Genomic DNA, 23310 nt, shown 5'->3' with positions numbered 1-23310 from the left:
CGCCGGTAGACTTAGGAAGTTCGTTAGCGTATTCATCCATGATTCGTCGACGTCTGGCCTCGCGGCGATTGGCGTTCGCCGCACACTGTAGGGTCGTGCGATGCAACCAGGCGCCGAGCTTGTGCGGCTCCCGAATCGCGGCGGCTTTGCGGACGAGAATGACGAAGACTTCCTGGGTGATCTCTTCTGCCAGGGCTCGATGGCGCGTATGACGCAAGGCGGCCCCAAAGACCATGCTACCATGAACCTCGACCAGACGCTCAAAGTCAGTGCTCGAGCGGGTCGCAAGGTATCGGCTGAGGATGGCAGGATCTTCCATGAACCAGGCGTTCTATCCTTAATGTGTCGGGCTCCGCAGGAAAGGGACAACGAAACGCGAGAATTTCGCAGTGTCTTTGTCCCTCTACAGGGTCATCTGCACTTCCGTTGCGCTCAACTCAATGATGCAAATCCCCGAGAGCCTTCGTCAAGATGGTGTATGTTGGCATTCTCATGATGGAAGATTTCATCCATATCAGGGCCGCCAAGTTCAACAAACTCCCGGACGAAGACGAGGAAATCATCAACGAAGGTATGTTATTCGTTTGGCCACGTCTATTGAGATGGATGGCACGAATTTTAGGCATCACAAATGGGAGATCATACAACTTGTCCTGGGCTAGATTGTGCGCACTCCCTTTAAGGCAATTGTCCATGCGACGACACTATAGCGGTGTAGGAAACTTGATAAATTACCTATCGTTTGGTAGCATGGAATATATCCCCTACAGGACTTCGAACGCCTGTAGTAAGGGCAAGGGAAACCTTGCCCTTTGTCATTTGAGGGTTTTCTTCCTATAAAGACTTACGATTCTCTAAAATCCGGCAAATCAAGAAAACGATTTAAACCGACGCTGAACACAGCAGCTAAAACTACTTTCATTAAGGCAAGATGGACACAACTTTGTGGTAGCGATTTCCTTCCGTTCTCAGCTGAACGATATAAACGCCACCTGGTAAATTTCCCCGGGTTCCCCAACTCAACAAATTCACCCCCTTTCCGCCATATCCCTCATGTACAACCTCTACTAAACGACCTAACAAATCATATATACCCACACTATATTGAGCATCTGCAATCAACTCAATTTCGATATTAGCGTTGCTCAAAATAGGGTTCGGATAGATTTCAAAATTACCCCTCAAGTATTTAGACTCATCCAAGGGCTCATTGTGTACCGAACTGGAAATGGTCCAACGCGCTACCCCAAATGATGGATGAGTGCCGGCTTGTTCTACCAAGAATCCACCCACATATACATCGCGGCCAGCAGCTTTGATTGCGTAAAGGAATCCTGGAGAGGCAATGCCACTACTCAAAGCCTGCCATTCAGTCGACGTCCATTTGGCAACATTGTTAGCCGAGATTGTGCCTGCCTGAGCAAATCGGCCAGCAACATAGAGGCCATCATCAGTTGATGAGAGACCTTGAACTGCAAAAATATCACCGGACATACCCCCTTCCAAATTTCCCCACTGAGAGCCGTTCCATTCAGCTATGCCATTGACCACAACACTATCAATTGCAACAAAAGCTCCTCCTACAAACAAACTGTTTTCATATTCCTCAATCGAGTAAATATTCTCGCAAGAATTTATTCCAACTCCGCTACCAACTGTACCCCAATTCGCGCCATCCCATTCCGCTAATCCATTAACCTGAAGATTTCCAGCCTGTCGAAAGTCTCCACCGACGTATACCAAGCCAGAATCAGACACATGTATCGTATTCACGTTGTCAAGTGTGAGGTCCAAACACCCCCTACCCTGAACCCCTCCCCCAACATCTGACCAAAGACCATCTTTCCATACCGCAATGCCAGGAGACATAACTTCTCCAGAATGAGTAAAGTCTCCACCCGCAAACAATTCCCCGTTAGGCCCAACTCCCAGTGCTCGAACAGAAGAGACTACAGAACCGGTGTCGCGTTCCTTCGAAAACCCAATACCAAGTGGACTCCATTCATTGCCATCCCATCTTCCAATTCCGTTCAAAACCACCGGTCCTGACGAAGTGAACCTGCCACCTGCATAGAGATTACCCTCCCAATCAATTAACAAGGCGGATACCACACCATCAAAACCGGCGCCAAGTGCTTGCCATGATGCCCCATTCCACACGGCAATGTTGTCAGCCTGCTCTCCTCCAGCAAAATCAAAGCTACCACCAACATAGATATTTCCCAGCGTGTCGATAGCCAAGGCATTCACAGAGCCATTGATCCCATTTTCTTGTGTAAACAGATTACTCCAAGTACCGGCGAGTTGATTCGATTGTGCGTGCACACTGACTGGTAAAATCCCCAAACAGAGCATCAAAACAGTTTTATAGAGCTGGTTTAGCAATCGCATTCCACTAAAACTGATGCTTCGATTGTAATGACTGACCAATGCGCTATGACAATGCCTTCAACCGGCGTTGCTCTTGTTCAATTTCCTGCCGAATCCTGCCACTTACGAGCAGACACAGGCCAGAGATGGTGGTATCCTTGATGGCGTAATACACAAACAGGCCTTCTTTATTTCGGCTCAGGATGCCTTCCTTGGCCATGAGGTTGAGGTGTTTGCTCACGTTTGCCTGGTGTTGGCCAGTCGCTTCAACCAGTTCTTGCACTGTCAACTCCTTTTCCCTGTGCAACACACTGAGCAGTTGGAGGCGTACGGGCTCACTTAGCAGCTTGAAACGCCTTGCAACGCGATCAATGAGCAACGGAGGCAGTAACTCCTTGGTTGGTTTGGACATGTGGTCAGTGGAATAAAAACCGGGTTTAGGCGACAGGCACCATGTAGCAGCGACAGAGCAGGATATTTTCGAAAGAGGCTTCCGGATCTCCGGGAAACTCTAACTTCTCATTCGCTACTAAGAAAGGCTCGTACAGATTTACTTCCTGTCTTTCTACAAGCTGATGTGAGCGCCGGACTTTTTCGTCGCGTTGGGTAATCCAGCATTTGCGCTCAACCCGGCCGGCACTTTTGAAGTTGTCCAGCCGCGTCTTGTTCTCCGCTGTGTGGAGGAACGTGTCTGTGATCATCCAGGACACAATAAACGCTTCGAGCCGGCTAAAGCCCTGGCAGTTCGATGCAATGCCGTCTGTGATGCGGTCAATTGTCGGACCGTAATCGAGCAATCGCTTGTTTGCAAACGGGCCCAGATGAATAGGATCTACCTTGGGCGGTCTGTTCAAGAATTGTGTGGTCCGCTTGATGAAACTCAGGCTGCCCTCTGGTTCTTCCTCTTCTTCCAGCTCTTTCACGGGCTCGATATCAAGCGAAAGACAGCGTTCAATTACCCGATGGACGTCGGTACGCGTGATGAGTTTGAACTTGTCGAGCAGGCGGCGCAGGGTATCTTCATTGCCCTGATTGACCACAATTTTTACGTCATACACTTCTGTATAGATGCTATAATCAAACGCACCCGTCTCCAGTCCGTGCAAAAGAAATGCACTGATTTGGGGGTCAATCTTATCCCCCAATCCCCGAAGTAGTAGTGTAATTTCGTTGCGCATAATTATGATCTTCGAACGGAAACGATTTCCTTCGAGAGCCGAATCGCTGCACCTGAATGTTAGCTCTGTTGCTCCACCTGGGCCATGTGACCAATTAAGTCGAATGCGCCAGTTATTTAGCCTCTTTCGTACTCTAAAACTAGATCAATGTTCGTTTAAGAACAAATATCTACTGCCCCATAAACCTGCTAATTATCAGGTGTTTTGTGGATTCATACAAGTTGAGGATACGAATCAGGATTTGTTGTGCGTTACTAATTAATACAATGCTTTTCCCGAATCACCCAAGATCAACCTGGTATGCATCATGAAGCATCCATACTATCTGTCCGTATGTACCCTCCTGTGCCTTCTCTCTTTTTCTTCCGCACAGGCACAAACGAATAACATCCTCCTTGACAGCTATACATTGAAAACAAACCAGCGTGCCAGTCTCGCTCAATTGCCAGATATAAAAACGCCTGCCACACAAAATGAGGTACCGGCTCGCCTATTATTTCCTAACATCAAACAGAGCGTCAAGAATAATCTTACAAATCAACCGGACATGGTTTTTGTGTGGAAGACGCAGAACAGCGACAATAAGCCCCACTTCAACTATGCCCTCACGCTTGAAACCAACAGCACGCCCCTGAATGTACTTGACCCAAACGCCGGGAGCGTTGACCCCCACATATTCTATGCCCCAAATGAAGCAGCAACGCCGGCGGGCATTGTGATCAAGCCGCTTAAGAATCTGGATCCGGACATGGTTATCAACCCGGACGAGCAACCCTTCTAAAGCCCGTATGCCTTTATGGCGTTATGATAGAGGATACCATCGAGGGCTTCCTCAGCAAGACCAAGCCCGGCTACTTTTGCATACTCAGCGGGAAAGCGTCCCCAGGGACTGTCCGTTGCAAAAAATACGCGTGTAAATCCAAGGTTATGTTGATCCAGCAGCCGCAACACCCATTCTGGGGCGAATCCGGGTACAATTGACGTGTCGGTATACACGTCGTATCCGGATTTTATCCACTCTACAAACAGCGGTGCAAACCGAAACGCCGGCGCAATGGCCTCGCCCATGTGCACCAATTGATACCGCGCCGCGTTGCCATACTGCGACATAAATACATCAAAGTCGGCCGGGTCAGCCCCCGGCAGGTAGCCCGTATGAAAGTGGATAATCAGATTATGTGCGGCTGCATGGGTAAGGATGCGCTCCATATTGCGCCGTACAGCCGGCGGCCAATGCGTCGGATTTATTCCCAGATCGGTCCAGGTATTGGATGCAATTTTTAATGCCCTCACCTTCGGATGCGGCAACAAAGCCAGCGCTGAGGTAAGATGATCTTCAAGTGATACCAACGGTGATACCCAAAGACCGCCGTACAATGCCGGGTATTTTTCAATGGCCTCAACAACGAGGGCATTAAACGAAAACGCTGCTGCCTGGTCTTCAAGATACGTAGGCACAATGATGCCGCCGGCCAAGTCATACCGCTCGAGATACGCGGCACAGTCTGCACCAGACGCGTGATCGAGCGCCGGCGCTATGGGTTCAATGGTCCGCCCTTCAAACACCTGCCTGCCATAGGCGCCGATGTGGAAGTGCGCATCAAATATGGGATGTCGAAATTGCATTCGGTTCAAAATATTTGTAAATCTCACTTGCCTGAAATGTACGCGAAAAGCACACCACCTGGCAAAATAGTGCAAATTGCGGCAATCCACCGGACAGGCACCCACCTACGAAGACCTAAGTACTACTTCTATGAACGTTGTTTTCACCTTCCTGGACTGGTTTTGGGTAGCCCTCTTTTTGCTGCTCATGATTGGTAGCGGCGTCTTGTTTTATCGCCTCGGCAAAAGGTCGCAATCCGATTTCTTCCTTGCCGGCCGCGGCCTCCCATGGTGGCTTCCCGCATCCTCCGTGTATGCCACCCATACCGCCACCGACACCCCCATGTGGATTACAGGCGTAATTTACAAACACGGGATGGTAGGGATCTGGTACACGTTTTTCTCTGCCTGGGCGGCAATCAGCGCGTTTGTATCAACGCGAATTTTCCGGCGCTCGCTTGCCTACACGCAGGCAGAATTTAATGTTGTGCGGTTTAGCGGCCTCGGTTCTGAAATGCTGCGCGGCTGGATGGCCGGCTGGCAGGTGTTCATGAATATGTTCATTCTTGGCTGGGTAGGCATCGCCATGGGGATTGTCTGTCAGTACCTGTTTGGCTGGGAAACCTGGATCGGACTGATTTCTTTCTCCTCAGTATGTGCTGTCTACGTGTTGGCTGCCGGCTATTGGGGTGTCGTCATGGCTGACTTCCAGCAGGGGGTCATTGCTTTTCTGGTCATCATGATTGTGTCCTTTTGGGGCATCAAAACTGCGGGCGGGCCTTCAGGTATTGTCGAACAGCTTGCTGCCATGGGTGAATCTGGCCGGCTCAATCCGTTTGCGTTCACCGAAGAAGTACCGCTGGTCTGGGTGCTTACCATGATTTTCATTGCGATACTGGGTGGCTTCGGCATGGGTACAACCATTGACTGGTATGCGGAAGCGCAGCGTATCCAGTCATCCAAAACCGTGCGAGATGCCAGCTACAGCATTTGGTGGGGTACCCTCGTAGGCCTCGTCAGAAATTCGGTTTGGGCCGTTGCCATTATTGGCTTCTATGTCATGTTTCCCGACATCAGCGATGTCAAAGATTATGAGATGGGCTGGTTCAGGCTTGGCTTCGATTACCTGCCGGCTGGCATGCTCGGCTTTTTCTTTGCCGCAATTGTGGCCATTCACCTGTCAACCATTTCATCACACCTGAACCTCGGCGCACTGTACGCAACACGTGACCTCTACCAGCATTACTGGAAACCGGAAGCAAGCGAGCGTCAACTGGTCTGGGTAGGCCGTATTTCAACCTTAATTCTGCTACTCGGGTCGTTCTTCTTTGGTCTGATGATGGAAGACATTACGTCGTGGCTCATTTTTGCCATATGGATTATGGCTGCCGGCATCTGGCTGCCGAACATCCTGCAAGTCATCTGGTGGCGGTTCAATGCCTGGGGTTACCTCTCCTCATGGATGGCAAACCTGCTGTTTAGCTGGCTGGTGGTCTGGATTCTACCGTACTACGGCGTAATCCCCAAACTTGCTGACTACGAGCAGTTCTGGTTGCTGATGGTGCTTGGCGCCGTCGTTTACCTCCCGGTTACGTTCCTGACCAAACCCGAACCGATGGACCATCTGGTCAAATATTACGCACAGGCGCGACCTGTCGGATTCTGGGGCCCAGTAAAACGGGAAGCACAAAAACGCGGACTTATTTAAACCTTACGAACCATGGCTTTTTTCAGAAAAGAATGGACTGCCGCTGAAGCAGATGAATGGACCAAGGAAGATACCTTCACAATTATCCTCTCTCCACTCATCTACCTGCTGCTCACAATCGGCGTAGCGCTTGCCTGCTTCTTGATGTGGGAGGGATTTGTCCTCACAGCAATCGGTATTGTACTAACGGTAGTCATGCACAAAATTATCGACCCCAAGCTACGCGCTATATCGGAGGAGTACGAGAAAAAACAGAAAGGATACCTCTCTGACCTCGAAGACAGCGCCCGCTGGCGTGGGGGCCATTAGAGTGCCTCCAAGAGCGTCCTCTACTTGCAATCTCAGCAACACACCCTGTCCGACTTTGTCGGACTGTCCCCTCTCAAGAGGGGAGTTTGACAATTGCCAGTAACCTTCAACCTTCAACCTTGAACCAGGGTAACCAACATGGACCAGGGATTAGCAACCGTAATTGGCATGTCGATCGCCTATTTTGTTTCGATGCTGGGCATGCTACTGGCAGCCTACCGCTGGAAGCAAAACCAAAAGGCCGGCGAAGACCAATAATCCATCCTTCTATCACCCGGTAAAACCGCGAACACAATGGAATACTCCATCATAGGCATTGTCGTACCCGGCTCTGTTTTTCTCGTATCCTTTACCCTTACCTGGCTGCTCTATCGGCACTTTTCGAAGCAAGTCCAGGAATAGGCGATCGATACCAACCGCCATGAAAAATCTACTTTTCCTGCTCTTATTCACCCTGCTATCCAGCAGTTGTCAGCCAGCGGACTCACAAGCCCAACGTGAGACGCAAGACCCTGTATTGCAGGCAAAGCTCGAGCAGCTAATTGATGGTTTCGAAGGAGATGTTGGGATTTACGTACGGCACTTGACCTCTGGCAAATCTGCCGCTATTCGGGCTGATGAGCTGTTCCCTACGGCAAGTATGATCAAAGTGCCCATCCTGCTAAAAACGTACGACCTGATCGAACAGGATGAAATGGACTTTCATGGCAAAATCGTCTACCGCGATTCTTTGCTTTACGCCGGCGAAGATATCCTTGGATCATTCAAAGACGGCGAAGAAATTGCGTTGAGCAAAGTGATCATGCTCATGATCACCACCAGCGACAACACCGCCAGCCTCTGGCTCCAGCTCCTTGCCGGCACGGGCACAGCCATCAACAACTGGCTTGCCAACGAGGGTTTTGAAGGCACGCGTGTTAACTCACGAACCGAAGGCCGGCGCAGCGACTGGGAAACCTATGGATGGGGACAAACCACGCCCCGGGAAATGTCAGAACTGTTTGTAATGATACGCGAAGGACGCGCAGTGTCACCGCAAGCAAGCGACGCCATGTATCGCACCCTTACGCGTATTTACTGGAATGAAGAAGCGCTCTCCCAAATTCCACCTTACGTGCAGGCCGCCTCAAAGCAGGGCGCAGTGAATCAGTCGCGTTCTGAAGTGGTTCTCGTTAATGCGCCCAATGGCGACTATGTATTCACCGTGATCACCAAAAACCAGGCAGATCAAAGCTGGGAAGCCGACAACGCCGGCTTTGTACTCCTCCGAGATGCCTCCCATCTGCTATGGCAACATTTTGAACCCGATTCACCCTGGTCGCCGGCGATTGATTAACGCATAGCGGCTTACTTTTCCATTCCATTCCGGCACCCGCCCTTGCATATTCCAGGCCCATCAAGTGTAACACAACCGACAATTAACTAACTTTAACGTGGAAGGCACACCAAATTTGAAGGTCGGCACTTTCATGCTTTGGCATTAGGCCTTCAACCCATCCCCAAGAGAATTGAACATGAAACACCTATTTAACAAGGCACTGACGCTCTGCGTGGCGAGCCTCCTTGTTGCCCCCCAATTTGCCATGGCGCAACGCAACTTCGATGCAATAGAAATCGAAGCCACACAGGTTGCAGATAATATTTACATGCTTACCGGCAGCGGCGGCAACATTGGCGTTATCATCGGCGAAGACGGCACGTTTATTATTGATGACCAGTTTGCTCCGCTTACCGAAAAGATTACAGCCAAAATTGCAGAACTGACGGACAAACCTGTCGAGTTCGTTATGAATACGCACTGGCATGGTGACCACACAGGCGGCAACGAAAACTTCGGCAAAGCCGGCGCACTCATCGTTGCCCACGACAATGTCCGGGAGCGGATGCATGCCCGCCAACTCGAAGAAGCCATAGAAAATGCCGACGCCAGCGCTGCACTTCCTGTTGTCACATTTGCGCGCGATGTCACGTTTCATATCAATGGAGAGACCGTGCACGCGTTTCATGTTGAAGAGGCACATACGGATGGAGACGCCATTATCCACTTCAAAAATGCCAACGTGATGCACCTCGGCGATACGTTTTTCGCCGGCCGTTTCCCTTATATCGATCTGGATTCTGGCGGCACAGTTGACGGCATGATTTCCAGCGCCAACCGCGTCCTCTCACTTGCCAACGACGAAACCAAAATTATCCCGGGGCACGGCCCGCTCTCTAAGCCGGCTGATCTCAAAAAATACCGGGACGTACTGATGAAAGTCAGGGCCAAAGTGATCATCATGGTAAGAGAAGACAAAACGCTTGAAGAAGTGATGGCTGCCAACCCAACAGAAGGCTATGACGATTGGGGGACCGGCTTTATCAACAGCGAGCGGTTCATCACCATTCTCTACAACGATCTTTCTAAACAGTAACAAGGTAACCACGTTAACCTATCCAGCATTTCCCTCCCTCGTATTACTGATCGGGGGAGGGATTTTTTATCGTCCCTTTGCCCCTGGGAAACCCTGCCACTGCCTTTTATCTAATTGTCTTTTATCTACCTGCAAAACCATGAGTTGGATAAAAACTGTTTCATATGACGATGCACCGCCAGCCCTCCGCAAGCTATACGATCGTGTAAAAAAGCCAGATGGGTACATCGACAACATTCTGCTCGTACACGGCCTGCGTCCGCACACCCTACAAGGACACATGATGTTGTACAAAAATGTGCTACACCATCAGGGCAACGCGCTTGGCAAGTGGTTCCTGGAATCTATCGGGGTGCTCGTGAGTCATTTGAATGCTTGCACCTATTGCGTGGAACACCACTTTGCGGGTTTACGGAAACTGTTAAACGATGATACGCGTGCCATAAACATTCGCACAGCATTGGAAGCAGAGAAATTTGCTGATGCATTTACCCCAGCTGAAGCGGTTGTCCTGGCTTATGTGGTCACCCTCACCACCGCGCCAAACACGATAACAGCTGCGATGATCGAAACGCTTCGGGAAGCCGGCTACGACGACGGGATGATCCTCGAGATCAACCAGGTAGCAAGCTATTTTGCCTATGCAAACCGAACAGTGCTCGGGCTTGGCGTATCTCTGAAAAACGATATCCTCGGCCTGTCACCCGGTGATTCATCAGACCCTGAAAACTGGTCACACGCCTGAGTTGCAGGGTATTTTTGTTGCCATAGTATCCTTCAAGTTCAGCGTCTATATTACTCCATTCTTCCCATTTTCCACTTGCCGCATGCGCGCTTTTCTGTTCCACTCCTCTGATGCACCTACCGCGATGTGGCGGACTGCATTACTCCTGGCGACGCTGCTCTTCTGTGCCGGCCTATACCAACAAGCAATGGGGCAATCTGCAACCATACGCGGGTTTGTCACGGATGCCGAGGACGGCGAATCGCTGCAAGGCGTCAACGTGGTACTCGATAACGGGGAAGGTGGATTTTATGGTACAGTAACGGACAATGACGGGGTGTATGCCCTGTCTCGCGTGCCACCTGGACGCTACGTTTTCCAGGTATCCTACATTGGCTACGACATTCACAGAGATACCCTGCTTTTGCGCTCTGGCACCATTACATCAATGGATGTAGAGCTTCAAACCAGGCAATCCCAACTCGGCGAAGTGATGGTTGAAGCCGAGTTACCCGGTGGCGCAGCGCGGGTGACAGCCGGCCTGCAATCGGTACGTCCGCAAGACATCGAACTAGTACCAGCACCCGACGTATCGGGTGACCTTGCCACATACCTTACAACATTGCCAGGTGTGGTTGCCGTTGGTGACCGGGGTGGGCAAGTGTTTATTCGAGGGGGCGAGCCCTCACACAACATGGCGCTGATTGACGGCATGTATGTTCACCAGCCCTTTCACATCCTGGGTTTCTATTCTGCGTTTCCCGCAGATATTATCAACCGGGCTGATGTGTATGCCGGCGGCTTTGGCAGCCAGTTCAACGGACGTATTTCTTCAGTCATCGACGTCTATACCCGCAACGGCAATAAAAAACAATACCAGGGCAGTGCTTCTATTGCGCCCTTTGTGAGCGCAGCAACCATCGAAGGGCCGCTTTTCTCTGGCCGAACTTCCATCCTCGGATCTATCCGCCAGTCTGTGATAAGACAAGGCGCACAGAACTATATTTCTGAAGACCTCCCGTACAATTTTGGCGATGCGTTTGCCAAGTTTCACACCTACATTTCAGAGAACTCCCAGCTTTCTTTCAGTTTCATCAACACCCACGACAGGGGCAAACTTGGTGAACCGTCTGTAGACCGCGTGCTCGATGAAATTAGATGGAGCAACACGGCTTTCGGGATGCGGTATCTGTTCCTTTCCGGATCCAAGCCTTTCCTTGGTGAACTACTGTTTTCAGTATCCCGGATGCGGTCGGAAGTGGGCCCCGATGAGGACCCTGTCCGTTCTTCAGATTTCAACAGCTTCAATTACGCGGTAAACTTCACCAATTTCATTGGCCGCACAGAATGGAAGTACGGCATATTCACCCGTGCGCCGGCACTCGAAACCGAGCTTGGCGGCCTGTACCAGGATTTACAGATAGGAATTGGTAAGCGGCATAAAATCGGACTTTACATCGAGCCCGATGTCCACATCAATGCCCAACTCAGGGCGCGCGTTGGCTTGGTTGCCATGATGTTTACCGGAAACAGAACCAACCGGTTTGTTGAACCGCGCGCACGCATTGTCTGGGAAAAAGGGCCACATGAAATCAGTGGTGCCTTTGGATTGTACCACCAGGAGGTCATCGGCCTTACGGACCGTCGCGATGCAACCAACATTTTTACTGCCTGGGTGAGCGCACCTTCCGACGAAATCACCAGTGCCTCTCATGCGGTAGTCGGCTACCGCTTCCACCCGGCACCATGGATTGAGATTGGTACTGAAGCCTTCTACAAAAACTTCGACAACGTATACATTGCAGAGTGGACCTCCTTCCCCCGTTTCACGACCCGCATGCAACGTGCTTCAGGCCGCGCATTGGGCTGGGATCTCCGGGTGGAAGTTCGCAGGAAGAATTTCTACGGCTACCTCAACTACGGCCTTTCCGGCGTAAGGTACACAGCCAAACAAGCCTCGCTCCCGCTCTGGTATGGCACCGACCGGCTCGATTTCCGCCCTCCCCACGACCGGCGTCACCAGCTAAACATTCTTGCAAGTACCACCTTTCGTGGTTTTGACTTGAGCGCCCGCTGGAATTTCGGCTCCGGCCTGCCCTACAACCGCGTCGTCGGGTTTGACGGGTTTGTACTACTAGATGGTGTACAAGACATTTTTGAAGTCCGCGATGACCGACGCGTTATCTACGATTTGCCCTTTAGAGGTATCTTGCCCACGTACCATCGCCTCGACATCTCCGCTGATAGAAAGTTTGAGTTCGAGAATTTGGACCTTACTGTGCAAGCCGGCATCATCAATGTCTACAACAGACGCAATCTGCTGGCGCTTGACATTTTTACCCTGCGCAGAACAGACCAGTTGCCTATTATCCCCACCGTTGGACTCAAAGTAGAACTATAATCGCATGCACCGTATGCTTGAAAGATCACTGCGTATGCTGTCAGTCCTGGTGATGGCCCTCTTGCTTCTCACCGGATGCGATGACGACGTAAACCCGTTCATCGGAACGGAGCTTCCCTACACGGTCTGGGGCAATATCAATCCGCAGGCAGATACACAGGCGGTGCGTGTTTTTCTGATTGATGACATCCTTCAGTTGGTTGACCCTAACCCGCTGGATGCTGAAGTGTCCATTTTGGAACTCGACAGCGGCGAGCGGCACGTATTGCGCGACTCTGTCATCAAGTTACCCAATGGAGATTACCGACACATTTTCTGGTCTGTTTTTGATGTACAGCACCTGAACACGTACAGGCTCGAAGTTGAACGGTCTGATGGCCAACTAACCCGCAGCAACGACATACAAGTGCCGGCCCCGGTTGAACTCGAGGTCATCCCAACTGACCCGAATGCCGTTTCAGAATTGATCCAGCGCATCAACGTCATAGGCCAACCGCCAGCGCTGCCCCGCGTCGATGTCACCTACAACGCCTTCACCGTTACCTCAGACCGTATCCGACTGGCTGATAATCCGGTGACGTTGTCTTATTCAACTGGCACCAGAGTAGTGCGAGACACGGTACGAATTGACCTTGATTTAAGGGATGACTTCCGGGCAATCAGGTCCGACTTTGACGAAAATGAGTTGGGCGGTCTAATATGCATCGATGATGTAGTCCTGGATGTACACGTTGGCAATGCTGCATGGCAGTCCCCGACGGGCGTGTTTGACGCCAACTTCCTCGTCGAGCCCGGTTCGCTGTCAAATATCGAAAATGGATTTGGCTTCTTTGGGGCTGGCTATATCGAGTCAGTTCAGTTCTTGCCGCGTGACCTGTCGCTTGTACGCGCTGGCTTTTTTGACTGTGCCGCCCCAATCGAAACCGGGTGACACAGCGTTTTTCTCATCTCCTGCAAATCACCAAAACAGGATATCTATCACTTTAAAACCTATACTAGCACAAAGTATAGTATCTTTATTTATTACCAATCTTGCATAATTACCCCTACGGGCGCGCTGCTATCTCATATGGCGCAAGAAAAAAACCTACCAGCCGGCGCGCCATTTATTCAAAACCAGCCAGACCCCACTTCATTTTGGCGCATGTCGGTTAAGCCAAAGGTGCTATTGCATTCTTGAATGGGTAGCTATATTTGAATCACGAAAACAAAACGCGCACTGCGCAGGAATAATCTGACCATTTTACCGGGGGGCAATTGGTTGGATAATTCCCGCGAGGTGCGCGTTCTGTTTTTAAGTCAATTTTTCCGGAGTTATTGCACCAGGAGCATGGTGTGCTCTTTACGCGCATCCCCAGCAACTAAGAGATATACATAGACCCCACTGGCCAGTCTGCCAGCATCAAACTGCACCTCATACTGCCCTGCCGGCTGAAAGCCATCCACCAACACAGCCACCCTTCGGCCCAGCATATCATAAACAGACAGTTCAACTGCTCCATCTGATGGTAATCCGTATTGAATACTTGTTGTACCCATAAACGGATTGGGGTAATTGGGCTGTAACATTAGCGTTTCTGGTGGGGAAGCCACGCGCGGCGGCGCTGAAGAAAGGCTAACAGGATCATATGTTTGCGTCAAGTATCGTCCACTACGGAGGGGTTGTCCGTTGGGTGTACCCGTGATGGCAAGCGCATCAACAGGCTGTGGATCTCCAATGGCCTGCAAATAATAATAGTAGTCCACGCCTGCTGTTACCAGCGTATCCAGGTAGGACCTGGCTGCAGCAGGCATCGTTGCAATGTGCTCATAGCCACACAACAATCGTGGGTCTTCGAGACATCCCGAGACATACAAATTATCTACCCATCCCTCTGTACGATATAGCGCCCAGGCCCTTGCCGGCGCGCCCCCGGTTGCTGCTTGCCATTCCAATTCAACGCCCTCATCCGCTCCCCATACAGAAAACCGCAGGGGTGCACGAGGCGGTTCGACAATTGGATAGCGCATCATATCACCGCTGGATCGGTACAGATCACGTGCACGGTAAAATGTACTAAACAATGAATCGCGGGCCGACATTACCCATTGATTCTTAGTCTGCAGTTCGGTCCCAACAAAGACTTTATCGTAATCAAATGGGGTAGTGTTAATTTGACCATCTCCATTGGCATCGTACGGAATCAAAGCAGCTTCGCGTGAAGCGCCGGCAGCCACATAGGCGCGACCTACATCAAGCGCTGCATCGTGGCTCAGGCCTCCTGCCCCCTCTGCTACAGCTATATTAATGCAGCTTCCAAAGGGCATTGCATAAGGACCGTAGGTCGTTGTCGACACATGGCCGGCCTGCGATCTTTGGCTGGGGTCATTTGAAGGCTCCCAAAAGGTACCGGTTGGTTCTATTGTGTCGGCAAAATGAGGATAGTCTCGTGAAAAGCTGTATTTACCCATTATGTGCACGAGGTACAACTCTCTGTCCGGGCCACTGTCCCACGTAGAAAACCAGTCGTTGTCAAGCCACCGAAGCTCAGCTGGCTGCAGAGCTGGATCGTAAGACCGGTCCGTTGTAGCGTTGTCCGCATGCAACGTCATCCGCCCTACCATAGCAGGGTCGCCAAGCCGACCCAGCGTATCGCCACGCAGGGAGAGCTCATCAAGGAAGGTGCGGTCCTGCATGACCCGGGCAACAAGCGGGGCACCAAGGCTGGAAAATTCCCGAAGCGGCACGTCATATTCTGGATCAAAACCACTCCAGGCATACTGGGCAGTGAAATCTACGGGATACAACGCATTGCCATCTCCCACCACATCGTGCATGGCGTACTTGCCCCAAACCTGACCTGGACTACCCGCCCAGGCTGCCCGCCGGTTACCACGCCAACTATGCGTCCTGTAAAAATAAACACCTTCCAGTTCTTGATCGGGAAGCTCTATTTCATCATCAAGATCTATATTGCCTGTATTACAATACTGGTATGAGATGATGTGGTAATCATCGTGGTGCTCGTTTGCATAAGCATAAGCACGCCGATCTACCGTAATCCCCAAAGGTGTATTAAACACATTGTGAATCATGCGATCAGCCGGGATGCCTGGGTCAACAGCATCGAGGACAGCTTCTTTATCAAACGAAGGCTGGCCATCTACTTCAACAAAGGTATCTTCGTGCCGGCCAATCAGATTATGAACAAGTGGTGTCGAGTTTCTCAGTCTTGATCGATGCCCATTCCGTACCACTTTATAAGGATGCGTTTCCCCTGCGGCATCCGTCCAGTCTTTCACACCAATCCAAAAATCTCGTGTTCGGATATGTCCTGATTCTCGCATGATAGCCGGATACTCCATGCCTCCCTCCCCTTCCTCCATTGCGCCATGATAGTTGTATACATGGTGATATACACCTATATCAAGCCACTTCAAGCGGCGCGCACTGTCAAATTTAACTTCAAAAAAATGCCGCAACCGCAGACGCGTCGCGCGCCTATTTGTAACTTCGAGGATGTAGGTATCTGCATCAGGCTGCGCAAAATCGGAAATAACAAATCGATCACTCGTTTCACCCATCAGCGCCTCTGTGCCTCTGTACCACTGATACTGATTATACTGTCCTCCAAATTCGCCCTGCAAGGCCACAGGCTCACCTTCGAATCCGGTTACCGTAGTGCTTCTGTAAAGCTGCCCATCATAGTAGAATTCAGGTGCTATCCAAAGCAGGGGCTCAATGTCATCAAATGCAAGATTGTTGTGGGACAAATCCAGTCGCTGAAGTACCCCCAGCGTCCGTAAAGCATCTAAGTTGGGAATTTGGGACAAGCTATTATGGTTTAAATCGAGCACCTCGAGGCTTGACAAGGCTGCAAGATCAGCCGGCAAGTCGTCATAAATATTATTCCGTCCCAAATCCAATATGCGTAACTGAGCCATGCCGGCAACGCTATCCGGCATTTCGGTAAAGAAGTTACCTGAGAGGTTCAAGGTTTCCAGATGCGCAAGCCCGTCGAATGAAGCGGGGATTTTGCCATAGATGGAATTGGCAGATAAATCCAGTACCTGTAATGCAGTGAGGTCACCAAGGCGAGCGGTGAGGGTTCCAGAAACATTGTTATTGGGCAGTTCTAACCGCGTGACGCGGCCGTCTGTTACCGTAACCCCAAACCAGGTACCAAGTGGACCAGAAAGCCAGTTACGCCCGCGCGTCCAAAAACCAGGAAGCGTCTCTTCATAAAACGCAACGAGCGCCAGCGAATCCTGCGCAATCGAAATCTGTGCACCTTCTGCTTTTTGGAAAACGGGTGCGCGAGAAACACCACTCCACGCAAACGCAAGGCACACCAAAAACCCTATGCTAACTTGCCGAAGCATTGCAGACGCGTTCTAATTCTTCCTTTGAATTGATGATATATAAAAGATAGAGCTTAAAGCGCTCACATCAATGCACTTTCCGCTGCCTCCAGGGGCTTGTTATTGCCACCTGTTCAGCAGCCGGCTTTTCGGGCTTTTGTTGGTGTACATGCCACGCAGCAGCCAGTGCGGCTGCAAGTTGCTCGTTTTCAGTTGATTGCTGCAGCACTTCTGGCGTGAAGTAGTTGCCTACAAAATGGGTCGACACATCTCCCTTCAAAAAGGCCTCGTGCCCCATAACGAAGGCGCAAAACGGGATGGTTGTTTTTACTCCGGCCACCTCATACTCATCAAGCGCACGCGCCATTTTACAGATCGCTTCTGCTCGCGTACCTGCATAGGTAACCAGTTTGGCAATCATCGGATCGTAGTGGATCGGAATTTCGCCGCCTTCTTCAACCCCGGCATCCAACCGAACGCCAAGGCCGGCCGGCGGACGATGGACCGTCAGTGGGCCCGGACTGGGCAAGAAATTGTTTTCCGGGTCTTCCGCATATACACGGCATTCTATCGCGTGCCCCTGCATTTGCACATCATCTTGTCCAAGCTCAAGCGGCATACCCTCGGCAACCCGCAGTTGCTCAGCCACCAAATCGAGTCCGGTGATCATTTCTGTCACAGGATGTTCAACCTGTAACCGGGTATTCATTTCCATGAAATAGAAGTTCAGATCTTTATCGACCAAAAACTCAACCGTGCCGGCATTGGTGTAGCCACAAGCAAGCGCGGCATTGATGGCTGCCTGACCCATCATCTCACGTACTTCCCGGGTCAGGATAGAGGACGGTGCTTCTTCGATGACCTTTTGGTGCCGGCGCTGGATTGAGCAATCGCGTTCGAACAAATGAATGCAATGGCCATGCTCATCTGCCAGCACCTGGAATTCAATATGGCGGGGTTGAACAATATACTTTTCCAGAAAAACGCGACCATCACCAAATGCGGCTTCTGCTTCGCGCTGTGCCATTTCCATGGCCTGTGTAAAATCAGCAGGGTCTTCAACCAGGCGCATCCCTTTGCCCCCACCGCCGGCAGCAGCCTTGATTAACACCGGATACCCGATATCAACCGCAATACGGGCAGCTTCCTCAACGTCGGCAACCGCCTCTGTGGTACCGGGCGCCATCGGAATGGCGGCCTTTTCCATCATGGCCCGCGCTGTGGTTTTATCCCCCATTGCGCGTATAGCATCGGGTGGCGGGCCAACAAAAATGATTTTTTCTCGTCTACACGCTAGAGAAAAGGCTGCATTTTCAGACAAGAACCCGTATCCGGGATGAATAGCATTTGCACGGGCTGCCAAAGCAACCTCAAGTATTTTGTCTTCCAACAGGTACGATGACCGGGAAGGCGCCGGCCCGATGCAATAAGCTTCATCTGCCAACTGAACATGCAGGGCATTTCGATCTGCTTCGCTATATACGGCTACGGTTTCAATGCCTAGCTCTTTGCAGGTCCGCATCACCCGAACGGCAATTTCTCCACGGTTGGCAACCAGGAGCTTCGTGATTTTTTGGGGGCGATATGGCGTACGGTTTTCTTTTTGCTGCATGCAGCCGATCTCAATTGAGGTAGATATAGACGTAAACGCGAACTTTTTTGCTTCTCATCGGATCGAAAAGGTACGCATTAAGTAAGCGTTTGTTGAGGCTTTTACTATAGTTTATCCCTGATGGCCAAGCCAAAGAATTATTACAGAATCCTCGGTATAAGCGAGAAGGCGAGCCCGGAAGAAATTAAGAAAAGCTACCGGGCCCTGGCACGCAAATATCATCCGGACAGAAATCCCAATCAGCCGGATGCTGAGGAACGTTTTAAATCTATTCAGGAAGCCTACGACATCCTTTCCGATCCGAAACGCAGGAAAGAATATAATCAGTTCAGAAAAGATCCGTTTGCACCCTACCAGTCAGCAAATGGCGACCAGTTTTACCGTGCCCCAGACGGCACGTATGTCCGCAGAGAGCGCAGGGGACCAACACCGCCACCTGACGATGTATTCGGGATGGGGGGTGATTCTGGTGGGTTCTCAGGGTTTATCAACAGGATATTTGGCTCAGAGCCTGAACCCAAAAGGCCCGGCGAAAAATCCAAAAGCCGGCGATCTAGCCTTGACGTAGAGACGCGGGTACGCCTCAACTTTACCCAGGCACTCCGCGGAGGCCGCACCGAGCTTACCCTGCCTCACGGCGAAATTATACGTATTAAAATCCCGCGGGGCGTGCGGCCGGGCTTTAAAATCAAACTCAAAGGCCGAGGCCAGGTTGGCGCGACAACAACGGGTAATCTCTACGTTACATTTGAAGTAGAACCGCATGCGTACTACAGACGACGCGGCGATGACTTGCACATTACCTGCACCATCAACCCACTTGAAGCAATTTTGGGTATCAGCCGGGATGTTATCAATGCCTATGGCAACAGGATAAAAGTTAAAATTCCACCCGGCACACAGCATGGCACCAAACTGCGCCTCAAAGGCCAGGGGGTAGAAACAAGCAAAAAGACAGGCGACCTGTACGTAAAAGTGGAAGTCCACACCCCAGAAGACCTGACGGACGAACAGATTGCTATCCTGAAAAGAGCGGGGAAAGACGCGCGGTTACTATAGCAGCGTTACCGCAGGCGTGTTGTCTATGCCTACCCAAATCAGGCGGCGCCAGGTGTGAGTTGCGCCATAAAATCCACGAGCAGTTCAAAGCTACCGAGCATTTCCAGCGGGTTGTGGCCGGCACCAGGGAATATCATAAAGGAAAGCTCAGCGTCACCCCGGCCCATATCCTGCAACGTTTCAGCGAGCGACAGTGCGTGCGCTACATCAACAACCTCATCGGCATCCCCATGCAAGATCTGTACTTTGGGCAACCGCTCTGCAAAAAGCACCGCTGAACGGCGAACGAGTTCAGCACGCGCTTCAGCTACAGTAATATCGCCCCGGCGCAACGGTTGGATATAATTATCATCCAGATACGTCGAACCAGGCAACGCACGCGGATTCCCTAACAATGCCTCACTAAAACTATCTCGAATATCAGCCAGGAAAAAATCGGTTGGGCCAAAAAATTCGGATACCAGTTCAATACGCGGATCACGAATTGACATAAGCAAGGCAACACCGCCACCGCGACTAAAGCCAAGCGCGGCAATACGCGTAGAATCTATTGCCGAGGTTGTTTCCAGGGCTACATTAAGCAAAGCCAGCGCATCATCAACATCATAATCCCACGGGCTTTCAGTCCCTTCCGCCTGGTAGGTCTGACCATCCAGTGTCAGCGACTCGCTACGAAACGCTGGTACCACAAAAACGAACTGATCAACAATTTCGTTTACTCCAAATGCCAGCAATCCCAGCGTTGCATCAAGGTTTTCGCCCTCATCACCGCCATGGTTGTACACGACAACCGGCAGGCTTCCCGGTGTTGCACCAGCCGGCACCACAATAGCCCCAAAGTGCGTGTTGCCCCCCACCTGATGCGAGACAATGCGATAAATACTCTGGCTTCCGTTCGTAAACGTTATGGTGTCTGAAGCAACCTCAACCACACCTTGCGCTGAAACATCACGCTGGCTCCAATCATTGAGCACAGCTTGAATTTCGCTGGCCTGCGCCGGCGCAAAAACCTCGTCGAGGTCTACTCCTTCAACAATACTGCTCTCTACGTCATTAGCGCCACTGTCACAGCCCGCAACCAGCACCATCAATCCTAAAACAAAAAGCTGTGCATACCTGGAAATCTTACGCATAAACATTTAAATAGCTGGAGACACAAAAAAGCGGGGGTATACCTCTGACAATGTGCAAGACCTAAAGATTCTTCTCTATTGGCAACACGCAGTCAGTCTGGCTCACCGGGTTAGCCAACACATCTTCGCAGACGTATTGTTGATAACAATAAGTTAATCTATTTAGGCTGCGCAAACGGGCAAAATCTATTTTATATTCCCCGTCAGGTGCCCTCCCTAACCACCTTGTATGATCGCACAGGATAAATTGGCAGAAAATAAGCCATTCTATGGGACCTTATCGGTTCATGATGCAGTAGTGAGCCAGAGTTGCATCAATACCATAGATGTTTTACGTTTTCCTTTGTTACGCGCTTCGTAAATTGGTATCTGTTCCTGCAAGCGTATCCCAACCACTGCATATCGTGCTTATGCACAGCTATTTGCATCGCATATTATTAGTTATTTTTGCAAGCCTTGCACTATTCATGAGTGTGCCGGCCCAGGCGGAGCACCACAGTGTGGATTCGCTAAAGGTCAACGCACTGCTGGCAGAAGGTGATGTTTTTTATCGCCGGCTTGACAACAAGCTTGCCATTGCCAGCTATCGCCAGGCTTTTGCAATTGATTCTACCTCTTTTGATGTGCTCTCCCGGCTTGCACGCACCGCGACCGACCTGGGCCGCGACCTGCATGCCGAACAGCAAAACGGAGATGCTGAACGCCTATTCATCGAAGCGGTACAGTATGCAGATTTACTCCTTATTGACAATGGGCAGCAGGTAAGAACCCACTTTTACCTCGCCCTAACCAAAGGCAACCTCGCTTTATTCCAGGGCGGACGAAAAAAGATTGCTTTTGCCCGAGAGATTGAACAACACTGCCTGGATGGACTCCGAATCGACTCCACTCACGCAGAATTACTTGTTGCTTATGGTGTATTCAAGCGCGAGGTAGCCAGTTCAACCTGGATGGAGCGCACCTTTGCCCAAGCGATCTTTGGTTCAATTCCGAAAGGCACAAAAGAAAATGCGGTGGAGTATATCTCGCGGGCTGTAGAACTTGACCCGACACTTCACATTGCGCGCTTCGAGCTCGCCTTGTCTCTCATTGCTGTTGGTCAACCCGAAGAAGCAATGACCCACCTGAAAGCAGCTCAAACGCTACCTGCGCGTACAACGCAAGACAACCGCAATCGTCAGTTGGCCGAGCGCATGCTCAACCGCATGTCGCAATAGCCCCTTCCCCTTCAGTAGCTACCCCTTTACTACCGGCACCATCGCTTCCAGAATTGCATTACGCGCGCGGTCCGCGAGCTCTTTGGTCGACAATGCAGCAACCTCAGATGCAGGTATTGGATCTAATGCCTCTACTTTCATGTTATGGCGACCTTCCAACCAGTACTGGCCCTTCGGTAACGTAGAAGCACTCCCGGAGAGGGCAATCGGTAACACCGGCAATCCCACGCGCTTCGCCAACGTGAAGGCCCCCGACTTGAACTTGCCCACCTCACCTGTTTCCGAGCGGGTTCCTTCAGGAAAAATGTAGACACTGCTGCCACTGCGTAAATGCGTTTCAGCCTCCTTCATCATGTCGAGAATACTTTTGCGGTCACCACGCTTCACAAACACATAGCGATTGAGCATCATATTCCAGCCAATGAAGGGCACCTTCAGTAATTCGGCCTTGGCCACCCATTTGAAATGGAAAAAAAGGCGGTAGCCAAGCATGATATCAACCATCGACTGATGGTTAGAAACCACCACGTACGTGGCTGACGGGTCAATTTTGTCACGGCCGGCAGCTTCTACTTTCCAACCTGGCAGTAACCAGAGATAGAAAGAAGCCCAAACACTGGCCCACCGATGTACCCACACCAGCCGCTTATCAAACAAAAAAGTAAACAGCTTGATCACCAAAGCGACCGTGATAAAAAAAGTAGACGTCACTAAAAAAAAGAGGACGTAAAAGATGTTCAGCAAAAAGGTCAGCATATCAATACAGGGTCTCTCTCGGCAAGCTTCAGACTGCTCGTTACACGAATTTGCAATGTACGGGATATCTGCCATACACCAAAAGCGCAATTTTAAATCTTTGGTCTAACCACGGCTGAAAATGGCATGGTTCTATTTTCAAGCGCTACGTACAGCATCTCCCGCGCTGGTACCCGGCGTGGGTCTTTATCTGAGATCCTGGATTTTGCTCGATTTTTGGGCTTAAAATTGACTAAAAACACCGTTGCATTCGGCTTGGTACAGTGCTTGCAATCACAGCAAATCGAATTGCACAGTACTTCTAACCCGGTAGAAGTGCTTCTTGATAGCCCATAAAAAAGCCACGAGTTCGCTATGCAGGAAAGCACAACAAGTTTATGACATACCCAAGGATAATTGATTAATAGGAGACAGATGGGTATTTAAGGTCAGGAAAAATGGAACATTCCAAGCTCAGCTGGTTGCTCTTGGATACAGTTGAAT

19 protein-coding genes are annotated in these 23310 nt (G+C 50.7%); 10 read left to right on the top strand and 9 right to left on the bottom strand.

Annotated elements, in window-relative coordinates; genetic code table 11:
* From AAF564_15380 to AAF564_15365, 4 genes are all read right to left on the bottom strand, one after another.
* Window positions 1–319, bottom strand: a 319-nt coding sequence (locus AAF564_15380; GenBank protein ID MEM8486934.1) for a sigma factor, incomplete at its 3' end; no start/stop codon positions are given.
* A gap of 602 nt (window positions 320–921) precedes the next feature.
* Window positions 922–2391: a T9SS type A sorting domain-containing protein gene (locus AAF564_15375; GenBank protein ID MEM8486933.1), complete on the bottom strand. Its 1470-nt coding sequence runs from the start codon at window positions 2389–2391 to the stop codon at window positions 922–924.
* 43 nt (window positions 2392–2434) lie between these two features.
* Window positions 2435–2782 carry a metalloregulator ArsR/SmtB family transcription factor gene (locus tag AAF564_15370; protein ID MEM8486932.1) on the bottom strand — a complete coding sequence of 116 codons (348 nt, stop codon included), beginning with the start codon at window positions 2780–2782 and terminating at the stop codon, window positions 2435–2437.
* Window positions 2783–2807: 25 nt separating this feature from the next.
* The gene (locus tag AAF564_15365; protein ID MEM8486931.1) at window positions 2808–3548 is read right to left on the bottom strand and encodes a hypothetical protein; all 741 of its coding nucleotides are present in this window, start codon (window positions 3546–3548) and stop codon (window positions 2808–2810) included.
* A 307-nt stretch (window positions 3549–3855) separates the two neighbouring features.
* Between AAF564_15365 and AAF564_15360 the strand changes: the two genes are divergently transcribed.
* Window positions 3856–4329 (top strand): hypothetical protein, encoded by a 474-nt coding sequence (locus AAF564_15360; protein MEM8486930.1) that lies wholly within the window; start codon window positions 3856–3858, stop codon window positions 4327–4329.
* Here AAF564_15360 and AAF564_15355 read toward each other — a convergent pair.
* Window positions 4326–5174, bottom strand: coding sequence for an amidohydrolase family protein (locus AAF564_15355; protein ID MEM8486929.1), 849 nt, complete (start codon window positions 5172–5174; stop codon window positions 4326–4328). The two genes, AAF564_15360 and AAF564_15355, sit on opposite strands and share 4 nt — an antisense overlap.
* A gap of 130 nt (window positions 5175–5304) precedes the next feature.
* On the opposite strand from AAF564_15355, the gene AAF564_15350 reads away from it, so the two are divergent.
* The 7 genes from AAF564_15350 (at window position 5305) to AAF564_15320 (ending at window position 13640) form a co-directional block, all read left to right on the top strand.
* Window positions 5305–6861, top strand: coding sequence for a sodium:solute symporter family protein (locus tag AAF564_15350; GenBank protein ID MEM8486928.1), 1557 nt, complete (start codon window positions 5305–5307; stop codon window positions 6859–6861).
* Between the two features lie 12 nt (window positions 6862–6873).
* Window positions 6874–7170, top strand: a complete 297-nt coding sequence (locus AAF564_15345) for a hypothetical protein (protein ID MEM8486927.1) — start codon at window positions 6874–6876, stop codon at window positions 7168–7170.
* Window positions 7171–7591: 421 nt separating this feature from the next.
* A complete protein-coding gene (locus AAF564_15340) occupies window positions 7592–8506 on the top strand; it encodes a serine hydrolase (protein MEM8486926.1) in 915 nt (304 codons plus the stop codon).
* Between the two features lie 178 nt (window positions 8507–8684).
* On the top strand, window positions 8685–9584 hold the full coding sequence (locus AAF564_15335; protein ID MEM8486925.1) for an MBL fold metallo-hydrolase: 900 nt from the start codon (window positions 8685–8687) through the stop codon (window positions 9582–9584).
* A 139-nt stretch (window positions 9585–9723) separates the two neighbouring features.
* A complete protein-coding gene (locus AAF564_15330) occupies window positions 9724–10329 on the top strand; it encodes a peroxidase-related enzyme (GenBank protein ID MEM8486924.1) in 606 nt (201 codons plus the stop codon).
* 82 nt (window positions 10330–10411) lie between these two features.
* Window positions 10412–12709, top strand: coding sequence for a TonB-dependent receptor (locus AAF564_15325; protein ID MEM8486923.1), 2298 nt, complete (start codon window positions 10412–10414; stop codon window positions 12707–12709).
* Window positions 12710–12722: 13 nt separating this feature from the next.
* Window positions 12723–13640, top strand: a complete 918-nt coding sequence (locus tag AAF564_15320) for a DUF4249 family protein (GenBank protein MEM8486922.1) — start codon at window positions 12723–12725, stop codon at window positions 13638–13640.
* Window positions 13641–14023: 383 nt separating this feature from the next.
* On the opposite strand, the gene AAF564_15315 is transcribed toward AAF564_15320, so the two are convergent.
* Window positions 14024–17071: a T9SS type A sorting domain-containing protein gene (locus AAF564_15315; GenBank protein ID MEM8486921.1), complete on the bottom strand. Its 3048-nt coding sequence runs from the start codon at window positions 17069–17071 to the stop codon at window positions 14024–14026.
* Window positions 17072–17138: 67 nt separating this feature from the next.
* Window positions 17139–18662 (bottom strand): acetyl-CoA carboxylase biotin carboxylase subunit, encoded by a 1524-nt coding sequence (gene accC, locus AAF564_15310; protein ID MEM8486920.1) that lies wholly within the window; start codon window positions 18660–18662, stop codon window positions 17139–17141.
* A gap of 120 nt (window positions 18663–18782) precedes the next feature.
* Between accC and AAF564_15305 the strand changes: the two genes are divergently transcribed.
* Window positions 18783–19721, top strand: coding sequence for a J domain-containing protein (locus tag AAF564_15305; GenBank protein MEM8486919.1), 939 nt, complete (start codon window positions 18783–18785; stop codon window positions 19719–19721).
* A 38-nt stretch (window positions 19722–19759) separates the two neighbouring features.
* On the opposite strand, the gene AAF564_15300 is transcribed toward AAF564_15305, so the two are convergent.
* Window positions 19760–20854, bottom strand: a complete 1095-nt coding sequence (locus AAF564_15300; GenBank protein MEM8486918.1) for a prolyl oligopeptidase family serine peptidase — start codon at window positions 20852–20854, stop codon at window positions 19760–19762.
* A gap of 467 nt (window positions 20855–21321) precedes the next feature.
* Between AAF564_15300 and AAF564_15295 the strand changes: the two genes are divergently transcribed.
* The gene (locus AAF564_15295) at window positions 21322–22071 is read left to right on the top strand and encodes a hypothetical protein (protein ID MEM8486917.1); all 750 of its coding nucleotides are present in this window, start codon (window positions 21322–21324) and stop codon (window positions 22069–22071) included.
* A gap of 18 nt (window positions 22072–22089) precedes the next feature.
* On the opposite strand, the gene AAF564_15290 is transcribed toward AAF564_15295, so the two are convergent.
* Entirely contained in the window at window positions 22090–22827 is a 738-nt protein-coding gene (locus AAF564_15290) for a lysophospholipid acyltransferase family protein (GenBank protein MEM8486916.1), read from the bottom strand.
* Window positions 22828–23310: the final 483 nt, after the last annotated feature.

It is taken from the genome of Bacteroidota bacterium (assembly GCA_039111535.1).
Taxonomy (GTDB): domain Bacteria; phylum Bacteroidota; class Rhodothermia; order Rhodothermales; family JAHQVL01; genus JBCCIM01.
Note: the sequence above shows the minus strand (reverse complement) of the source record. Positions and strands in the feature narration are given on the sequence as shown.

Excerpts from the sequence above, each read along its gene's own strand:
- AAF564_15375 (MEM8486933.1), bottom strand. The coding sequence starts at position 2,391 with ATGCGATTGCTAAACCAGCTCTATAAAACTGTTTTGATGCTCTGTTTG.
- AAF564_15370 (MEM8486932.1), bottom strand. The coding sequence starts at position 2,782 with ATGTCCAAACCAACCAAGGAGTTACTGCCTCCGTTGCTCATTGATCGC.
- AAF564_15365 (MEM8486931.1), bottom strand. The coding sequence starts at position 3,548 with ATGCGCAACGAAATTACACTACTACTTCGGGGATTGGGGGATAAGATT.
- AAF564_15360 (MEM8486930.1), top strand. The coding sequence starts at position 3,856 with ATGAAGCATCCATACTATCTGTCCGTATGTACCCTCCTGTGCCTTCTC.
- AAF564_15355 (MEM8486929.1), bottom strand. The coding sequence starts at position 5,174 with ATGCAATTTCGACATCCCATATTTGATGCGCACTTCCACATCGGCGCC.
- AAF564_15350 (MEM8486928.1), top strand. The coding sequence starts at position 5,305 with ATGAACGTTGTTTTCACCTTCCTGGACTGGTTTTGGGTAGCCCTCTTT.
- AAF564_15345 (MEM8486927.1), top strand. The coding sequence starts at position 6,874 with ATGGCTTTTTTCAGAAAAGAATGGACTGCCGCTGAAGCAGATGAATGG.
- AAF564_15340 (MEM8486926.1), top strand. The coding sequence starts at position 7,592 with ATGAAAAATCTACTTTTCCTGCTCTTATTCACCCTGCTATCCAGCAGT.
- AAF564_15335 (MEM8486925.1), top strand. The coding sequence starts at position 8,685 with ATGAAACACCTATTTAACAAGGCACTGACGCTCTGCGTGGCGAGCCTC.
- AAF564_15330 (MEM8486924.1), top strand. The coding sequence starts at position 9,724 with ATGAGTTGGATAAAAACTGTTTCATATGACGATGCACCGCCAGCCCTC.
- AAF564_15325 (MEM8486923.1), top strand. The coding sequence starts at position 10,412 with ATGCGCGCTTTTCTGTTCCACTCCTCTGATGCACCTACCGCGATGTGG.
- AAF564_15320 (MEM8486922.1), top strand. The coding sequence starts at position 12,723 with ATGCTTGAAAGATCACTGCGTATGCTGTCAGTCCTGGTGATGGCCCTC.
- AAF564_15315 (MEM8486921.1), bottom strand. The coding sequence starts at position 17,071 with ATGCTTCGGCAAGTTAGCATAGGGTTTTTGGTGTGCCTTGCGTTTGCG.
- accC (MEM8486920.1), bottom strand. The coding sequence starts at position 18,662 with ATGCAGCAAAAAGAAAACCGTACGCCATATCGCCCCCAAAAAATCACG.
- AAF564_15305 (MEM8486919.1), top strand. The coding sequence starts at position 18,783 with ATGGCCAAGCCAAAGAATTATTACAGAATCCTCGGTATAAGCGAGAAG.
- AAF564_15300 (MEM8486918.1), bottom strand. The coding sequence starts at position 20,854 with ATGCGTAAGATTTCCAGGTATGCACAGCTTTTTGTTTTAGGATTGATG.
- AAF564_15295 (MEM8486917.1), top strand. The coding sequence starts at position 21,322 with ATGAGTGTGCCGGCCCAGGCGGAGCACCACAGTGTGGATTCGCTAAAG.
- AAF564_15290 (MEM8486916.1), bottom strand. The coding sequence starts at position 22,827 with ATGCTGACCTTTTTGCTGAACATCTTTTACGTCCTCTTTTTTTTAGTG.